Here is a 17,316-nt window from a genome sequence, read left to right on the forward strand (position 1 = left end):
TTTTGACTGTGGTAAGCCATATTTTCCCCCAAAAGACGGGCATTTCGTGTTTAAAACGCCGGACCCGATCCCAACCTCATCGGTGGATCAAGGCTTAGAGTCCCAGCCGGCCAGGCCCGCCCCCACCACGCGCCGCTCGTTGCACCGGAGCAGGAGAGCCGGGCGCGGACATCACTTTTTATCCTGTTGGCCGGTCAGCGGTCAGCATGTATCCCATTCCCCGGACGGTGGTCAGGGTCTGCAGACCGAAGCGGCTATCGATCTTGCGCCGCAGATACCCGATGTAAACTTCCACGACGTTGTCGCCGCCTTCGAACGCCGGGTCCCAGACGTTGTCGAGAATCTGGGATTTCGACACGACCTGGTCATGGCTGCGCATCAGGTAGTGCAGCAGGCCATACTCCCGGGCTGTCAATTCAATGAGGGAATCGCCCCGGCGGACGTTGCGGCTGCCGGGGTTCAGTGACAGCGTCCCCAAGGTGAGGGTGACGGGCCGTTCCGGGGCGCCACGGCGGATCAGGGCACGGATCCTGGCGACGAGCACGAGGAAACTGAAGGGTTTTGTCAGGTAGTCATCGGCTCCCAGATCGAATGCGTCCGTCTGGTCGTATTCCCCGTCCTTTGCCGTGAGCATCAGAACAGGTGTCCAGATCAGCCGCTCCCGGAGTTCCTTGAGAACGTCGTACCCGTTTTTGAGCGGAAGCATCAGATCAAGCAGGATCACGTCGTACGGGTTCTCCGTAGCAGCCCACAGGCCGCTGACCCCGTCATGGGTAATGTCGACCACGAAGCCCTCATTAGTGAGTCCGCGCCGGACCGTCTCGGCCAGCATTTTTTCGTCCTCGACCAGCAGCACCCGCATGCCCGGCCCCCTTTCGTTGGTACTTGCAGTATCCCGGACGCCCGTTGAGCGGAACCTGAGAAGCGGCGGAGCGGCTCTCAGTTTTTTCTCAGGGCAGGTGCCGCAAGCTGGTGGCACCCCGGCGCATCAGCGCTCATACCGTCAGGACTGCACCATGGATTCCTCCCCCGCCCGCCGGACCACGATCTTCCCGGGGCTGCAGTCCTGGTGGTGGGTCACCGTGGCCGCGTCCTTGTTCGCCACCACGGCCGCGGCGGGGATGGCGGCGAAGTCCTTCGGACCACTGGCCCCGGAGCTGGGCCTGGACATCTCCCTGAGCCATGGGAGGAACAGTGCGTTGATTGCGGTCAGTGAGGCCATTCATTACGGTCTTGGACCGGCCGGTGCCCTGGCGCTGGTGATAACGATCTGCGGGTACCTGCTCTGGTCCCGCCGTCGCCCGGTTCAGGCGCTGGCGTTCGGCTCCGTTGTTGCTGTCGGGTGGCTGGCCTCAACGGCCGGCAAAATCCTGGTCAGCCGCTCCCGGCCGCCTGCCGAGGCGACCGGAGCGCTGATCGCTGAAACGGGCAACAACAGCTTCCCCTCCGGGCACACGGCCTTCGCTGTCGCACTGGCGCTGGCGGCCGTGCTGGTCCTAGCCCACGGCGCCGGGCAGCGCCTGGCGGTTCTGGCCGCAGGCTCACTTTTCGTCGCGATTGTGGCGTTCTCCCGGATGTACCTCGGGGTGCATTACCTTAGCGATGTGATCGGGTCTGTCCTGATAAGCAGCGCGGCGATCCTGGCATGGCTGCCGGTATGGAATAATCTCGTAGCGCCGCGGATCTCCGGCATTGGCCTGATCCGCGGGTTCGAGGCAAGAACGCTGGGGCGGCAATGACCCCACAGGACCAGCAACCCGGCGGGATATCCTCGTTGAATTTCCGCTCCCTCCGCATCTGCTGAAAGGAATTCCCGTGGCAGCGCCACCGCTGGATTCTGGAACCGTTACCCGCCAAGGGCGTTGGCTGTCCCGGATCGGAAATCTCCGCCGAGCCCCGGTCACAGTAGGTTTTGTCCTGGTCTTTTGGGCCGCGGGCGCACTGTCCTCCAGCCTCATCACCGGCCCGGCCGGCACTCTGCGTCCCAACGTAGCGGCGACAGCGCATTCCCTTCCCGGTCACTGGTGGGCGTTGCTGACCTCCGGGGTGTGGGCGCAAAACCTGGCCGGGTACCTGCTCGGCAGCGCCGTTGTGCTCGTGGTCGGGCTGGCCCTGGAATCCCGGATGGGGAGCCTAAGATTCGCCGCGGCGGCCCTTGGCTCTCAAGTCCTCGGAATTTCTGCCGCTCTCGGGTTCCTCACAGTTGCACAGCAGGTCATGGGGACCTGGACCCAGGAAATGAGCGGGCACATCTTCCTGGGCCCCAGTGCGCTCATGACCGGTGCCGTCATGGCGGGGTCAGCAATGATGCCGACGCTGTGGCGGCGGCGGGTCCGCCTGGTCGTCTTCGCCCTGCTGGTACTCCTGGCCCTCTATAGCGGCGGGTTCGCCGACCTGGTCCGCCTCGGTGCCGCAGGGGCCGGGGCCCTTCTGGGCCCGGTCCTGCACGGCAGGGGGCCCCGGTTCGTCCGCCCTGTCAGCTCCCGGCATGAAGGCCGGGTCCTGATCGCGCTCCTTGTCGCCGTATCGGCCATCGGGCCCGTCGTCGCTGGCCTGACGCCACACGCCGCGGGACCGTTGTCGGTGCTGCGTTTCCTATTCACCAACATTCAGCCCGTGGACCCGGCGACACTCCAATCCCTGTGCGCCGACCCGGGACAAGCGAAGGAATGCGCCGGCGCGCAACTTCAACTGCGCGCCGGCGCCGGCGGGATCTTCATGGCGATCCTCCCGTCATTTCTCTTAGTGCTGCTCGCAGACGGTCTACGCCGTGGACGCCGCTTCGCATGGGCCGCCGCCGTGCTGATCCAGCTGGGTTTGTCCGTGCTGGCCGGGATCACCATCGCCGGAGTCCTGTACCCGGCAGCACCGGACACCGCCGCCGTCGAGGGGATCGGCGCCATCGAAACCGCCGGGTACACGCACCCTCTCGCTCTGGTGCTGCCGCTACTTCTGCCCGTGGTGCTGACCATCGTGTTGCTGATCTCCCGTGGCCTCTTCCCGGTGGCAGCCCCGGCGGGGACCTACCGACAGCTCGCGGCCCGGACCGGAGCCGCCGCAGCTGTCCTCAGTGCCATCTATCTGGCCGCCGGTACTGTCCTGGCCGACGGCTTTACGCCCGGGCCGGGACCGGGAGAACTGCTGGCAGACATTCCCGACAGGTTCCTACCACTGGGTTACATGCTGGATCTCGCCCCGGCGTTCTTCCCGCAAAGCACGCCGGCGGTTCTGCTCTACGAGGGCATCGGCGTCACCTTCTGGACCGTCACAGCCGTCCTGGTCCTGAAAACCTTCCTGCACCCGGCCCCGACCCAACACAATGCCGGCACCGACCGCGCCCGGGAAATACTGAAAACCCAACAAGGCAGCACCCTGTCCTGGATGACAACCTGGCCCGGGAACACCTACTGGTTCTCCTCCACCGGTGAAAGCTTCATCGCCTACCGCGTCATCGCCGGGATCGCCCTGACACTCGGAGTCCCGGTCGGACCCCGGCCCCAGAGTAAAGCCGCGTTCGAGGAGTTCACCAGGTTCTGCACTCGGCAAGGCTGGACGCCGTGCTATTACTCCGTGCCCCAGGAACTGCGCGACCACGCCTCGTCTCTCGGCTGGGACTCAGTCCAGGTTGCCCAGGAAACGATCCTGGAACTGGATGCGGTGTCCTTCCGGGGAAAGAAATTCCAGGACATCCGCACGGCCATGAACAACGCCGCCAAAGCCGGCATCAGCGCCGAATGGACCACCTACGCGACCGCGCCCTTCTCCGTACTGGCCCAAATCCAGGAAATCTCCGAAGAATGGGTGGCCGACAAAAAGATGCCCGAAATGGGATTCACCCTCGGCGGCCTCGACGAACTCATCGACCCCGACGTCCGCCTGCTGCTCGCCATCGATAGCACCCACACGGTCCACGCGGTCGCCTCCTGGCTGCCCGTCTACAACAACGGCACCATCGAAGGCTGGACCCTGGACTTCATGCGGCGCCGCCGCACCGGATTCCGTGCCGGCATCGAATTCCTCATCGCCTCCGCCGCACTCAGCCTCAAAGACCAGGGATACAGATTCATCAGCCTCTCCGGGGGCCCCCTGGCCAGGCTGAACGCGGATGCACCGCCCAGACCTACACCAGCCGGGCCGCAGACCTCCGGAAGCCTGGACCGGCTGCTCAGCTGGCTCGGCGCAACCCTGGAACCCATCTACGGATTCAGGTCCCTACTGGCATTCAAAGCAAAATTCCAGCCACGCTACGAACCCCTCTACATGCTCTACCCCGACGCCGCGGCGCTGCCGGCCATAGCCAACGCCATCACCCGGGCCTACCTCCCCACCATCAACCTCGGTGAAAGCCTGACACTGGCCCGCCGCATACTCCGCCGGCCCACACGCTCCCGCCCCGCCGGACGGCGTCCCACAACACCGGACCGCCCCGGCGCACACGACCGCGTCCCGGCGATAAACCTCCCGGCGCCAACGCCCCCGGCCGGGAGCCGCTCCGGCCAGCATCCGGGTCAAATACCATACCGTCAGCCGCCATCCCGGCCCGGAACACCGGGGAAGAATAAGGAATGACGAATCGAAACCCCCGGATGCCTGCACCTAAAAACACGGCGGCCGCAAGACGGGACAGAGAAAGGACGGACACGGCCATGGGGTCAGCTGATCGAAATCATCCGGGCACAGCCGCCAGCCGTCGTGCGTTCATCCTCTCCGCCGCGCTGACCCTCACCGGATGCCAAAATCCACCCGAGAACCGTACAGACCGCCCGGAAAACGCTACCGCCGGCGCCGGCGCCCCGGCGGGCCTTCCACCAGCCCCTCTCCCTCCGGAGCCCTTACCGTCCCCGCCCGGCAAGGAACAGATCGTGGCAACCTTCACAGGGCAAGCGCCCCTGGCCTGGGGGCTTCAGCTTCCCGGAGTCCTCACCCATCTTCCTCCCGGAAACGCGGGCATCGCTCTGAGCTTTGACTGCTGCGGCGGCCCCGGCGGTAACGCCGTGGACCAGAACCTCATCGATGCCCTGCAAAAAACGGGCACCCCGGCCACATTTTTCCTGAACTTACGATGGATCAGGGCCAACCCGGGACCGGCGAAGTCACTGGCCGAAAACCCGCTGTTCGAAATCGGCAACCACGGCACCCGACACGTGCCGCTCTCGGTCTCCGGCCGCAGCGCCTACGGCATCCCCGGGACCGCCAGCGTGGCCGAAATCTACGACGAGGTCATGACAAACCAGGACGCCATTCACGGTCTCACCGGCAGGGCTGCCCGATATTTCCGGTCGGGAACCGCCTACCTTGACGACGTCGCTGTCCGGATTGTCCATGCAATGGGAATGGTCCCGGTCTCCTTCAGCACCAACGGCGACGGCGGCGCCACCTACCCCGCCGCGGTGGTATTCCGCGAAATCACCGCAGCCAGGGCCGGGGAAATCGTGATCGCCCACGCCAACCACCCGACCGGAGGAACGGCCGCCGGCATCGTCCGCGCACTGCCGGCATTGCGCGCCGCGGGAGTCATCCCCGTGCCACTCACCGATACCTGACCCGATAGACACAACAAGACGCTGCCGGACGAGACTGCCTCATACCGCGGCCGTTCCCACCAGACGTTGGATCACGGCGGGCCCGTCAGTGATTCGGGCCAGAGGCGCTCCAACGGTCCATGACCGGCTTCACGGGCAGCGGCGCGCAGGACAAAGACCACGACAATGACGTCATCGGCGGACCCGCTAACGGGCATCCGGTTCCGCAGATATCTGGCCCAGGTCCAAGTGTGTGTTCATGTCGAGGGTGAATCGTCCGTAAGGGTTGATGTGGGTCCAGAACAACGGGGTGAGACCCCTGTGGTCTTCTGGCTCGAGGAGTTCGTTGAACTCCGGGACCTCCAGCACGGTTTGCAGCATCAACGTGTTGACCAGGACCAGCGAGGATTGGAGCAGGTGCAGAGCAAGCATGGATACCTCGGTCGTTTCCCGGTCCGGGCCGGTCAGATCACGGTTTTTGCCGTAGAAGGGGCGGCTTGTGAAAAAGTGAAATATCCGACGCTAAGGTTTTGCCGGGCGTCGTAGTGGCCTGTATTTGCCGGGCTTGATGTGGTTGGCGCGGGGCCAGGTGTAGTCACCGGTGAGGTTGATGTGTTCCCAGCCCAGGGGTGAGAGGAACCGCAGCAGGTCAGGATCGACGTGGCCGCCTTTGCTGGTCAGGGTGGTGATGGTGCGCTCGAGGTAGACCGTGTTCCAGAGAACGATGGCCGCAGTGAGAAGGTTCAGCCCGCTGGCCCGGTATCGCTGTTGCTCGAAGGAACGATCGCGGATCTCGCCGAGGCGGTTGAAGAACACGGCCCGGGCGAGGGTGTTCCGGGCCTCGCCCTTGTTCAGGCCTGCGGTGACTTTGCGGCGGAGTCCGGGGTCCTGGAGCCAGTCGAGCAGGAAGAGGGTCCGTTCCACTCTGCCCAGTTCCCGCAGCGCGTGGGCGAGCCCGTTTTGGCGGGGGTAGGCGCCGAGTTTGCGCATCATCAGGGACGCGGTCACGGTGCCGGTTCTGATGGACGCGGTGAGCCGGAGGATTTCATCCCAGTGCAAGGCGATTGTTCTTGTGTTGATCGTCCCGCCGATCAACGGTGCCAACGTCGAATGCTCCTGCCCGCTGGTGGGGGTGTAGAGGCGGGTGCCGCCGATGTTGCGGATCCGTGGTGCGAACCGGTAGCCGAGCAGGTGCATGAGGGCAAAGAGGTGGTCGGTGAATCCGGCCGTGTCGGTGTAGTGCTCCTGGATGGCCAGGTCGGACTCGTGATAGAGCAGCCCGTCCAGGACATAGGTCGCGTCGCGGTCACCGACGTTGATGAGTTTGCTGTGGAAGGGAGAGTACTGGTCCGAGACGTGCGTGTAGATCAGCCGGCCGGGCTCGGCGCCGTATTTGGGGTTTACATGTCCCGTGGATTCGGCTTTGCTGCCGGCCCGGAAGCGCTGCCCGTCAGAGGACGAAGTGGTGCCGTCGCCCCACTGTGCGGCGAAAGGGTGGCCGTGCTGGGTGTTCACCAGTTCCGCCAGTGCGGCGCTGTAGGTTTCGTCCCGGATGTACGCTGCCTGGTGGCGGTCCAGCTGGGCGTAGGTGACGCCGGTGCAGGACTCGGCCATCTTGGTCAGTCCCAGATTGATTCCGTCGGCCAGGATCGCGGTGAGCAGCAGCTGCCTGTCCTTGGAGGGTTGGCCGGATTTGAGGTTGGTGAAGTGGCGGGTGAACCCGGTCCAGGCATCGACTTCCATCAGCAGGTCGGTGATCCGGATCCGTGGGAACATGGCGCTTGCCTGGTCGATCAGTGGTTGCGCGTGCGCAGGGACGATCGTCTCGAGCGGGGTGATTTTCACCCCTTTCTCGGTGATTAGTACCCCGGGCAGTTCGTCCTGGGACGCCACCTGGTTGACTTCCTTCAGCCGCTCCTGAAGGAGGGCAAGCCTTCCCTCGAGATAGTGAGCACTTCCGTCGGCCGTGATCAGCGGCAGCTTCCCGGCGGTCTTCATGACCGTGTAGTCGGGGCGGGCAAGAAGGTAGTCGTCGAAGTCGCGGAATTGGCGCGATCCGGCGACCCACATGTCTCCGGAACGCAGCGCATTCTTTAGTTCCGTGAGGGCGCAGAACTCGTAGAAGCCCCGGTCCAGGCCGTCGTCGGTGAAGACCAGCGGTTTCCAGCGGTGCCTGATAAATGAGGTGGGCGCATCGTCCGGGAGCCTCCGGGCACCGGTGGTGTTCAGGGCGCGGATGACGTTGATCGCTGCCAGGAGGTCTTGTGCTGCGGGGGCTGCATGGAGGTCAAGGACTCCAAGGAACGCCGGAGTGTAGCGGCGAAGCGTGGTGAAGTGTGCGCTGACGAGGGCCAGGTGATCTTCGAAGGCCGGCCTGGTCATTTCCTTGGCTTGGGCGATGCTTTCGGCCAGGGATTCCCAGCCGATGGCTGTTTCGATCGCGGCGAAGGGGTCTTCGCCGTTTTCCTTTGCCTCGAAGAGGGCATCACCGAGCCTTGAGTGCATCCGCATCATGGCTGTGACGGTGGATCGGGACGCCAGGGCGGACTGGTTTTGTTTGTTCTGCGCGGTCCGGATGAGACGGCCAATGATCCTGTCGTGCAGTTCGATGATTTCGTCGGTGACGGTTGCCATGCTTTCGGTGGCCATGGCAAAGAGGGTCGCGTACCGGCGTGCCGGTTCAAACTTGGACAGATCCGCCGCGGTCATCGCTGCACCTTCCCGGGCGAGCTTCAGCAATCTGTTCCGGTGAACCAGGCGGCTCGCTGCCCACGGGAGATCAAGGGCACGCCAGGTAGCGAGTCGGTCGATGTGCTCGTTCATCGCCCGTGCGTTGGGACGCAGGGGTGCTTGCCGCAGCCAGCCGATTTCGGTCGATGAACTATCGGGGCGACGGAGAAGCAAACCGTCCAGTCGTTTGCGGTGTTCCACGGACATCTGCTCACACAGGGTGGCGTAAATGTTCCGGTTCGCCCTGGTCAGGGCCTGGGCGCAGGCTCTTTCAATGACGCTGGCCCCAGGCAAAGCGACCTTCTTTGCCTGCAGGAAATCTCTTGCGCTTTCAACCAGGAGCAAGCCCTTGTCGGTTTGAGCAGCGACATCGCCAACGTGCTCCATGACCTGGCGGAAGTCTGCAATGCCGAACGCGGACATGCCCAGATACGCGCGGATCTCCCTGCCGTGCTCCTGCCGCGTTTCCTCACGTTGCCCGTAGTCTGTCCATGCATCGGCGGGGATGACCAGACGGGAGGCCAGCCAGGAAACCAGTTCAGGGGGCACTTGGGTGTCTTCGGCCATCGTGATACCCGGGTGTCGCAGCAGAGCCAGTTGGACAGTGAAGCCCAGCCTGTTCGCGTCTCCGCGACGCTGGCGGATCAACGACATATCCGCCTCACTGAGCGTGTAACTGGCTGCAACGTCCTCTGCTCGTGTGGGTATTGCCAGGATCTGGCCACGCTCGGCAGCCGTGAGTAAAGAACGCAGTGCCACCTCAGAAATCCTTATCTGCTACGCCGGCGTGCCCTGCGGACATGCCGTCGTTCTGATGTGACCTGCAGGACCCACTGTTCATGGTTTGCCGAGGTGCCGGTAGATGGTGGGCCGGGTGACGCCGAACTCCTGGGCGATGTGCTCGACCGTGTGGGCACGTTTGCCGTCGGGGCCTTTTTCTTCATACATTTCGCGGGCCAGCCTGACCTGGCGGGGTCCGAGCTTTGGTTTCTGCCCGCCGGTCCTGCCCCGCGCACGGGCAGCGGCGAGGCCGTCGCGGGTTCGTTCGGACATCAGGGCGTGTTCGAACTCGGCGATCGAGCCGAGGATCTGGAAGAACATCCGGCCGATGGCCGTGGACGTGTCGATGCCCTGGTCCAGGACGACCAGGTCAACACCACGCACCTGCAGTGTGTTGGAGAGTTCGATGAGGTTTTCCAGCGACCGGCCGAGCCGGTCGAGTTTGGTGACGACGAGCTGATCGCCTGCCCGGTTGGCCGAGAGTAGCGCTTTGTCGAGTTCGGGTCTGCGGGCGAGTTTTCCGGAGGCTGTGTCAATGAAGATCTGCTCGCAGCCGGCCGTTGTCAGGGCGTCGTGCTGGGCTTCGGGGTGCTGGTCATGGGTTGAAACCCGTCCGTATCCGATTCGCATTCCCAAAACGTATCAGTAAGCCGGCTGGACGTTACATAGGAGGGTACACGGCAACCATTACAAATAGGGCCGCGCGCTTCCGCGCCTCTTCGAACGCGACTTGGAGTGTATTGCGAACGATCGTAATCGGACACGGCTCCAGACGTCGGGCACACCTTCTGGTTGAACGTCGAATGAACAACGTCGATGGCGTAAGGGCTGGTCCTTGTAATCACGGCCTCTTCGGTCACAGCCGCGGGGGCACGCCCGCAATAGGGGGCTCCCGCGCGGGGAGTATAGTGTGAGCTACATCTCGGTCATGTCGGATGCCGGCTTCCGCGTCGGCCTCGCCGTTGGCGATTAGTTACCGGCTGTTGGCTGGGGGTGCGGATTGGTGTGCACCATGTCTGTTACCGCAATCATGATCGTCTTGGGTCCAGTCACCGAGCGGGCGCGGCTCTGGCTGGACGAACGAGCGGTTTTGGTCTGCGCGTTGGATAGCTGATATGCGCATCATGGTCGCGCTCGGCGGTAATGCGCTGCTTGAACGCAAGGACCGGCCCGACGCCGATGTTGAACGGCACCATATCCGCGAGGCCGCAGCTGCTCTTGCACCTCTCGCTGACGAACACCAACTGATCGTGTGCCATGGCAACGGCCCCCAGATCGGGCTGTTGGCCATGGAGAGCGAAGCGGATCCGTCACTGACCGCGGCTTACCCGTTGGACGCTCTCGGAGCCCAGACGCAGGGGATGATCGGGTACTGGCTTACGCAGGAGTTGCGCAACGCCGGCGTCTTGCGTCCGGTCGTCGCGGTGATCACGCAGACCGTCGTCGACGCAGCAGACCCGGGGTTCGCCTCACCCTCGAAATTCATCGGACGGACCTACCCCCGCAGTGAGGCCGAGTCCCTGGCCGCGCGACATGGTTGGCAGGTCCGCGCCGACGGCTCGTCCTGGCGGCGGGTCGTGGCCTCCCCTCAGCCGCTGGGGATCGTCGAACAGGACTGCATCCAGCACCTGCTTCACATCGGCGCGCTGGTGGTTTGCGGCGGCGGCGGCTCGCCCGTCGTCCGGGATCTGTCGGGGCAGCTGCGCGGCGTCGAGGCTGTGGTCGACAAGGACTATACCTCCACCCGCATCGCCCTTGATGTGGGTGCGGACAGGCTGCTCCTTCTCACCGATGTCGCGGCAGTCATGCGCGACTTCGGCACCCCGCACGCGCGTCCCATTGATCGCATCAGCGTTGAGAAATTGGCCGAACTGCAGCTTCCGGCCGGCTCGATGGGTCCGAAGGTTGCCGCGGGTGCGTGGTTCACCGCCGCGACCGGTCATCCTTCCGCGATCGGTGCCCTCGCTGAGGCAGCTGCCGTCTTGGGCGGAAGCGCAGGTACCACGATCACCGGTCGCAACTCGCCGCCGGAAGCGCACGACAGCACGCCTGGTGCGTCGACGGCCAAGGCCCCACCCGGGTCACCCATGTCAAAGGAGCAACAGCATGACTGAGCCGACCAAGTCCGTCAGCACAGCGATTCCGGTGCCTGGCCGGGCAGGAATTGAGGAGGGCACAACGCTGGCCTCATCCTTGGATCCCGAACTCCTTTCCCGGATGGATGCCTACTGGCGTGCGGCGAACTATCTGTCGGTGGGACAGATCTATCTCTACGACAACCCGTTGCTCAGGCGTCCGCTGGAGTTCGGGGACGTAAAGCCGTTGGTGGTGGGGCATTGGGGGACGACTCCGGGCCAGAATTTCATATACGTGCATCTGAACAGGGTGATCGTGAAGTACGGGCTGGACATGTTCTATGTCGCCGGGCCTGGGCATGGCGGACCGGCATTGGTCGCGAACACCTATCTTGAGGGCAGCTATTCGGAGATCTATCCGGACGTGAGCCAGGACGAGGCGGGGATGAAGAAGTTGTTCATGCAATTCTCCTTCCCGGGTGGCATTTCCAGCCATGTGGCTCCTACCACGCCGGGCTCGATCCATGAGGGCGGGGAGCTGGGCTACTCGCTCAGCCACGCCTTCGGTGCCGTCTTCGACAATCCGGGGCTGGTCGTTGCCTGCGTGATCGGCGATGGGGAGGCTGAGACCGGCCCGTTGGCCACCGCCTGGCACTCCACAAAGTTCCTTAGCCCGGTCAGCGACGGGGCGGTGTTGCCGATCCTGCACCTGAACGGGTACAAGATCAGCAACCCCACGGTGCTGGCCCGCATCGAGCCCGAGGAGTTGGATGCGTTCTTGCGTGGTTGCGGGTGGGACCCGCGCTATGTCGAGGGCGATGATCCGGAGGCGATGCACGAGCTGATGGCTTCCGTACTGGACGGGGCCATTGAGGACGTCCGTGCGATCCAGTCCAATGCGCGCGTCGGCGGCGGCACCACTAGGCCGCGGTGGCCGATGGTCGTGTTGCGTTCTCCGAAGGGGTGGACGGGGCCCGAGGTAGTTGACGGTCTGCAAATTGAGGGGACCTTTCGGGCGCACCAGGTGCCGTTGCTGGTGGACGAGGCCCATCCCGGGCACATCGGACAGCTCGAACGGTGGATGCGCAGTTACAAACCCGAGGAGCTGTTCGACCAGGACGGGCGGCTGCTGCCCGAGCTGGCGGCACTGGCCCCGACCGGGCAACGGCGGATGGGCTCCAATCCCCACACCAACGGCGGACTGCTGCTGCGGGACCTGCAGATGCCCGATTTCCGGACCCATGCGGTTGCCGTGACAGCCCCCGGCGCTGTGGAAGCGCAGGATACGCGAGTCCTGGGGGAGTTCCTGCGCGATCTCGTGGCGCTGAACGCGGAACGACGCACGTTCCGGATTTTCGGCCCGGACGAGACGCTCTCAAACATGCTCGGTGCGGTGTTTGAGGTCACGGACCGGCAATGGGAAGCCCGGACGGTCGAGAGTGATGAGTTTTTGGCCCGCTCCGGTTCGGTGCTGGACTCGATGCTCTCCGAGCACCAGTCCCAGGGCTGGTTGGAAGGCTACCTGCTCACCGGCCGCCACGGACTGTTCAACTGCTACGAGGCGTTCATCCACATCGTCGACTCGATGTTCAACCAACATGCCAAATGGCTCAAGATCACCAAGGCCCTGCCGTGGCGGCGTGACATCTCCTCGCTGAACTACCTGCTGGCCTCCCACGTGTGGCAGCAGGACCACAACGGCTTCACCCACCAGGACCCCGGCTTCCTGGACCATGTGGTGAATAAGAAGGCCGACATCGTCCGTGTCTACCTCCCGCCGGACGCCAACTGCCTGCTCACTGTGGCCGACCACTGCCTGCGAAGCCGCCACTACGTCAACGTCATCGTCGCCGGCAAGCACGCCATGCCGCAATGGCTTTCCATGGCCGAGGCGGAGGTCCACTGCACCAAGGGAATCGGGATTTGGGAGTGGGCCGGAAATGACCGCGGCGCCGAACCCGACGTCGTCCTGGCCTGCTGCGGAGACACCCCAACCCTTGAGGTGCTGGGCGCCGTCTCGATCCTGCGTGAGCACCTGCCCGAGCTGAAGGTCCGGGTCGTCAACGTCGTGGACCTGATGAAGCTGCAATCCGCGAGCGAGCACCCGCACGGCCTCTCCGACCAGGACTACGACTCGTTGTTCACCAAGGACAAGCACATCGTGTTCGCCTTCCACGGCTACCCGACCCTGATCCACCGCCTGACCTACCGGCGGACCAACCACAACCTGCACGTCCGCGGCTACATTGAGGAAGGTACCATCACTACCGCCTTCGACATGCGCGTGCAAAACCGGCTCGACCGCTTCCACCTCGTCCAGGACGTCATCGACCGGCTCCCCCAACTCGGCGCTACCGGGGACTATCTCAAACAGGCCATGGCGGACAAACTCATTGAACACAACCTCTACATCAACCAACACGGCCAGGACCTGCCCGAGATCCGCGACTGGGTGTGGACCCCATGGCAATGACCGACACACCACCGGCCTTCCCCTCCCCGGCTCCCGGCCTGACAACGCTCACGCCGGGGACATCTTCCCCGCCGGCTGGCACCGGCGCAATCGGCGGTGCCCTGATCAATACCGCATTGCTGGACACCGCGCGGGCGTTGGTGGCCGACGACAAGGGCCTGCTGGCGATCGACGAATCGATCCCCACCTGCAACCGGCGCTTCGCCCGGTTCGGGATCCCCCAGACCGTCCAGGCCCGCCGCGCTTACCGGGAATTGATCATCACCACTCCGGGGCTTGGGGACAGCATCAGCGGTGTCATCGTCTGTGACGAGACAATCCGGCAACATACCGCGGATGGCGTGCCGTTCCTGGGCGTACTGCTCGAAGCCGGGATTGCCACGGGCATCAAGGTTGACCTCGGTACGACACCGATGGCCGGTCATCCGGGGGAAAAGGTTACTGAAGGCCTGGATGGCTTACGCGCCCGTCTGGCCGAGTACCGCCAGATGGGCGCCGGCTTCGCGAAATGGCGGGCCGTGTTCACCATCGGTGCTGCCACCCCCAGCCGGGCCTGCACACGTGCCAACGCGCACGCGCTGGCACGCTACGCTGCGCTGTGTCAGGAAGCCGGCCTTGTGCCGGTCGTCGAACCGGAAGTGCTGATGACCGGTGAGCACACTCTGGCGCGGTGCGCCCAGGTCACCGAAGATGTGCTTCGTGTCGTGTTCAATCAACTCTCAGAACAGGGAGTCGTGTTGGAGGGCATGCTCCTGAAACCCAACATGATCCTTCCCGGCCTTGATTGTCCTATCCAGGACCCGGTCCAGGCCGTCGCCGAGGCAACCCGGGCGTGCCTGAGGCGGGCTGTTCCGGCCGCGGTCGCCGGGATCGCGTTCCTCTCCGGCGGCCAGCCCGGAGACCTTGCCACGGCCCGGCTTGCCGCCATCAACAGCCGCAACGGCCCACCCCTGCCGTGGCCTGTGGCGTTCTCCTTCGGCCGCGCGATCCAGCAACCCGCCTTGAGGATCTGGGACGGCAACGACGCGAATGCGGCCACCGCCCAGCAGGCCCTCCAACGACGGGTGACATCCAATCGGGATGCCCGCCGCGGTACCGACACCCATTTTGACCAGACGGATGTCCGCCATGAGCACTGACGGCACCAGGTCCCCGCCGGCCGAGTCCACGGCGGGTGGCTCGGAGACGTCTCAACCTGACCCGAAGCACGACTTGAAGTCGCTGCCTATGGCGGAAGTCCAGAGGCAGCTCGGTACCTCGGCTGAGGGGCTGAGCCAGGCCGAAGCGGCGAAACGCCTGATCCAGTACGGGCCGAACGAGATCGCCGAGCACAAGACGAACCCGCTGCTGAAGTTCCTGTCCTACTTCTGGGGACCGATTCCGTGGATGATCGAGGCTGCGGTGATCCTCTCCGGCGCGGTCGGGCATTGGCCGGACTTCTTCATCATCTTGTTGCTGCTGTTGGCCAATGCCGTGGTCGGCTACACCGAGGAGCGCCAAGCCGGTAACGCCATCGAGGCGCTGAAGGCCAAACTCGCAGTCACGGCCCGCGTGCGACGTGACGGCGAATGGGTGACCCCGGCCGCACGGGAACTGGTGCCCGGCGATGTGGTCCGTCTGCGGCTCGGTGACATCGTCCCCGCCGACGCCCGTCTACTGGACGGCGACGAGATCGAGGTCGACCAATCCGCACTCACCGGAGAGTCCCTGCCCGCGACCTGTGCGCCCGGCAGTCCGGTGTACTCGGGCTCGATCATCCGACGCGGCGAGATCGGCGCGCTGGTTTACGCCACCGGGACCCACACCTACTTCGGCAAGACCGCCGAACTGGTCGCCGATGCCCATACCGTCAGCCACTTCCAAAAGGCCGTCCTGAAGATCGGCAACTACCTCATCATCCTCGCGGCAGTGTTCGTCGCCGTGATCGTGCTCGCCTCGCTGTTGCGCGGTGACGCGGTCCTGACCACCCTGCAGTTCGCTCTCGTGCTGACCGTCGCGGCGATCCCGGTCGCGATGCCCACGGTGCTGTCGGTGACCATGGCGGTCGGTGCCCGGCTGCTGGCCAAGAAGAAGGCCATCGTCAGCCGGCTGGTCGCGATCGAGGAACTGGCCGGCGTGGACGTGCTGTGCGCGGACAAAACCGGCACGCTGACCCAGAACGCACTCACCCTGGGTGACCCGTTCAGCATCGACAGGGTCACGGCCGACGAGGTCATCCTGGCCGGTGCGCTGGCCTCCCGCCCCGACAATGACGACCCCATCGATCTCGCCGTGCTCGGTGGCCTTCCCGACAAGGGCGCGTTGGAGCCCTACACGATCACCCACTTCGAGCCGTTCAACCCGGTCGACAAACGCACCGAGGCCGCCGTCACCGGCGCTGACGGGACGACGTTCAAGGTCAGCAAAGGCGCCCCGCAGGTCATCCTCGCTCTCGCAGGGGACAGCGCGAAGAACACACCGGCCGTCGAGTCCGCCGTCAACGACTTCGCCGCCCGCGGCTACCGGTCGCTGGGGGTGGCCCGCGCCGACGCCCAGCAGGAATGGACGTTCCTGGGCGTGCTCCCGCTGTTCGACCCGCCCCGCCAAGACGCCAAGACCACCATTGCCACCGCCCGGGCGATGGGCGTGAGCGTGAAGATGGTCACCGGGGACGCGATCGCAATCGCCAAAGAGACCGCGGCCAAGGTCGGGCTCGGCACCAACATCCTCGACGCCGCCGGCCTCGGTGACGTGAAGAAGCAGGAAACCCCGGTGAGAGTGCGGTCCATCGAGACCGCCGACGGGTTCGCCCAAGTCTTCCCCGAGCACAAGTTCCACATCATCGACGTCCTGCAGCAGCGCGGCCACATCGTCGGCATGACCGGCGACGGGGTCAACGACGCCCCCGCCCTGAAGAAAGCCGACTGCGGCATCGCCGTGAGCGGGGCCACCGACGCCGCCCGCGCCGCCGCCGCCATCGTCCTGCTCACCCCCGGGCTGGCGGTGATCATTGACGCGATCAAGGAAAGCCGCAAGATCTTTCAGCGGATGAACTCCTACGCCATGTACCGCATCGCCGAAACACTGCGGGTGCTGCTGTTCGTGACCGGGTCATTCCTCGTCTTCAATTTCTTCCCCGTCACGGCGATCATGATCGTGATGCTGGCGCTGCTCAACGACGGCGCGATTCTGTCCATCGCCTACGACAACGTCCACTACAAGGACCAGCCCGAAGCCTGGAACATGCGTCTGGTGTTGGGTATCGCCACCGTTCTTGGTGTCGTCGGGCCGATTGCCGCGTTCGGGCTGTTCTACCTCGGCGACCGGGTCTTCGACCTGGGCCGCCCCCAGCTGCAGACCATGATGTACCTGATGCTCTCGGTTGCCGGGCACCTCACGATCTTCCTCACCCGCACCCGCGGCCCGTTCTGGTCTATCCGCCCGGCCCGCATCCTGTGGATGGCAGTTCTTGGCACCCAGATCATCGCGACCCTGATCGCCGTCTACGGGCTGTTCATGACCCCGCTGGGCTGGGGCTGGGCCGGCTTCGTCTGGAGCTACGCCATCATCTGGGCCCTGGCGAGTGACCGCATCAAAATACTTGCCTACCGCATCCTTGACCCCGCGACGACGACCAGGCCGGACTCGGAGAATCTGAGCGAAGGCACGTCGTCATGATCCCGCCCACGGCCCGTCTCCGACGAAGACCTCCGCCTTTCACGCCGGCACCAACCCGGGCGACCTCGTTTACCACGAC

At 64.7% G+C, this 17,316-nt stretch carries 11 protein-coding genes; 7 read left to right on the forward strand and 4 right to left on the reverse strand.

The genetic code is table 11. The features are described 5' to 3' along the window. Window positions 1-178 precede the first annotated feature (178 nt). On the reverse strand, window positions 179-862 hold the full coding sequence (locus tag ABIB45_RS12870; RefSeq protein WP_354216251.1) for a response regulator transcription factor: 684 nt from the start codon (window positions 860-862) through the stop codon (window positions 179-181). A 154-nt stretch (window positions 863-1,016) separates the two neighbouring features. Here ABIB45_RS12870 and ABIB45_RS12875 point away from each other — a divergent pair, with 154 nt between their 5' ends. The 3 genes from ABIB45_RS12875 to ABIB45_RS12885 all read left to right on the forward strand — a co-directional run bounded on the left by ABIB45_RS12875 (window position 1,017) and on the right by ABIB45_RS12885 (window position 5,543). Beyond that, the gene (locus ABIB45_RS12875) at window positions 1,017-1,739 is read left to right on the forward strand and encodes a phosphatase PAP2 family protein (protein WP_354216252.1); all 723 of its coding nucleotides are present in this window, start codon (window positions 1,017-1,019) and stop codon (window positions 1,737-1,739) included. 76 nt (window positions 1,740-1,815) lie between these two features. Beyond that, entirely contained in the window at window positions 1,816-4,569 is a 2,754-nt protein-coding gene (locus tag ABIB45_RS12880; protein WP_354216253.1) for a bifunctional lysylphosphatidylglycerol flippase/synthetase MprF, read from the forward strand. 293 nt (window positions 4,570-4,862) lie between these two features. Then, a complete protein-coding gene (locus tag ABIB45_RS12885) occupies window positions 4,863-5,543 on the forward strand; it encodes a polysaccharide deacetylase family protein (protein WP_354216254.1) in 681 nt (226 codons plus the stop codon). 186 nt (window positions 5,544-5,729) lie between these two features. On the opposite strand, the gene ABIB45_RS12890 is transcribed toward ABIB45_RS12885, so the two are convergent. The 3 genes from ABIB45_RS12890 to ABIB45_RS12900 all read right to left on the reverse strand — a co-directional run bounded on the left by ABIB45_RS12890 (window position 5,730) and on the right by ABIB45_RS12900 (window position 9,662). Further along, window positions 5,730-6,038: a Tn3 family transposase gene (locus ABIB45_RS12890; protein ID WP_354216370.1), complete on the reverse strand. Its 309-nt coding sequence runs from the start codon at window positions 6,036-6,038 to the stop codon at window positions 5,730-5,732. Between the two features lie 6 nt (window positions 6,039-6,044). Next, window positions 6,045-9,011 carry a Tn3 family transposase gene (locus tag ABIB45_RS12895; RefSeq protein WP_354216255.1) on the reverse strand — a complete coding sequence of 989 codons (2,967 nt, stop codon included), beginning with the start codon at window positions 9,009-9,011 and terminating at the stop codon, window positions 6,045-6,047. Between the two features lie 78 nt (window positions 9,012-9,089). Beyond that, window positions 9,090-9,662 carry a recombinase family protein gene (locus ABIB45_RS12900; protein WP_354216256.1) on the reverse strand — a complete coding sequence of 191 codons (573 nt, stop codon included), beginning with the start codon at window positions 9,660-9,662 and terminating at the stop codon, window positions 9,090-9,092. Between the two features lie 485 nt (window positions 9,663-10,147). Between ABIB45_RS12900 and ABIB45_RS12905 the strand changes: the two genes are divergently transcribed. The 4 genes from ABIB45_RS12905 to ABIB45_RS12920 are packed head-to-tail and all read left to right on the forward strand — an operon-like array spanning window position 10,148 to window position 17,237. Further along, complete coding sequence (locus ABIB45_RS12905; protein ID WP_354216257.1) at window positions 10,148-11,146, forward strand: carbamate kinase; 999 nt, start codon at window positions 10,148-10,150, stop codon at window positions 11,144-11,146. Further along, the gene (locus ABIB45_RS12910) at window positions 11,139-13,580 is read left to right on the forward strand and encodes a phosphoketolase family protein (RefSeq protein ID WP_354216258.1); all 2,442 of its coding nucleotides are present in this window, start codon (window positions 11,139-11,141) and stop codon (window positions 13,578-13,580) included. The genes ABIB45_RS12905 and ABIB45_RS12910 overlap by 8 nt, the downstream gene beginning before the upstream one ends. Then, on the forward strand, window positions 13,577-14,719 hold the full coding sequence (locus tag ABIB45_RS12915) for a class I fructose-bisphosphate aldolase (protein ID WP_354216259.1): 1,143 nt from the start codon (window positions 13,577-13,579) through the stop codon (window positions 14,717-14,719). The genes ABIB45_RS12910 and ABIB45_RS12915 overlap by 4 nt, the downstream gene beginning before the upstream one ends. Continuing rightward, the gene (locus tag ABIB45_RS12920) at window positions 14,709-17,237 is read left to right on the forward strand and encodes a plasma-membrane proton-efflux P-type ATPase (RefSeq protein ID WP_354216260.1); all 2,529 of its coding nucleotides are present in this window, start codon (window positions 14,709-14,711) and stop codon (window positions 17,235-17,237) included. The genes ABIB45_RS12915 and ABIB45_RS12920 overlap by 11 nt, the downstream gene beginning before the upstream one ends. The last annotated feature ends 79 nt before the right edge of the window (window positions 17,238-17,316 follow it).

Origin of the sequence: Arthrobacter sp. UYCo732 (genome assembly GCF_040547265.1) — a bacterium.
Taxonomy (GTDB): Bacteria; Actinomycetota; Actinomycetes; order Actinomycetales; family Micrococcaceae; genus Arthrobacter.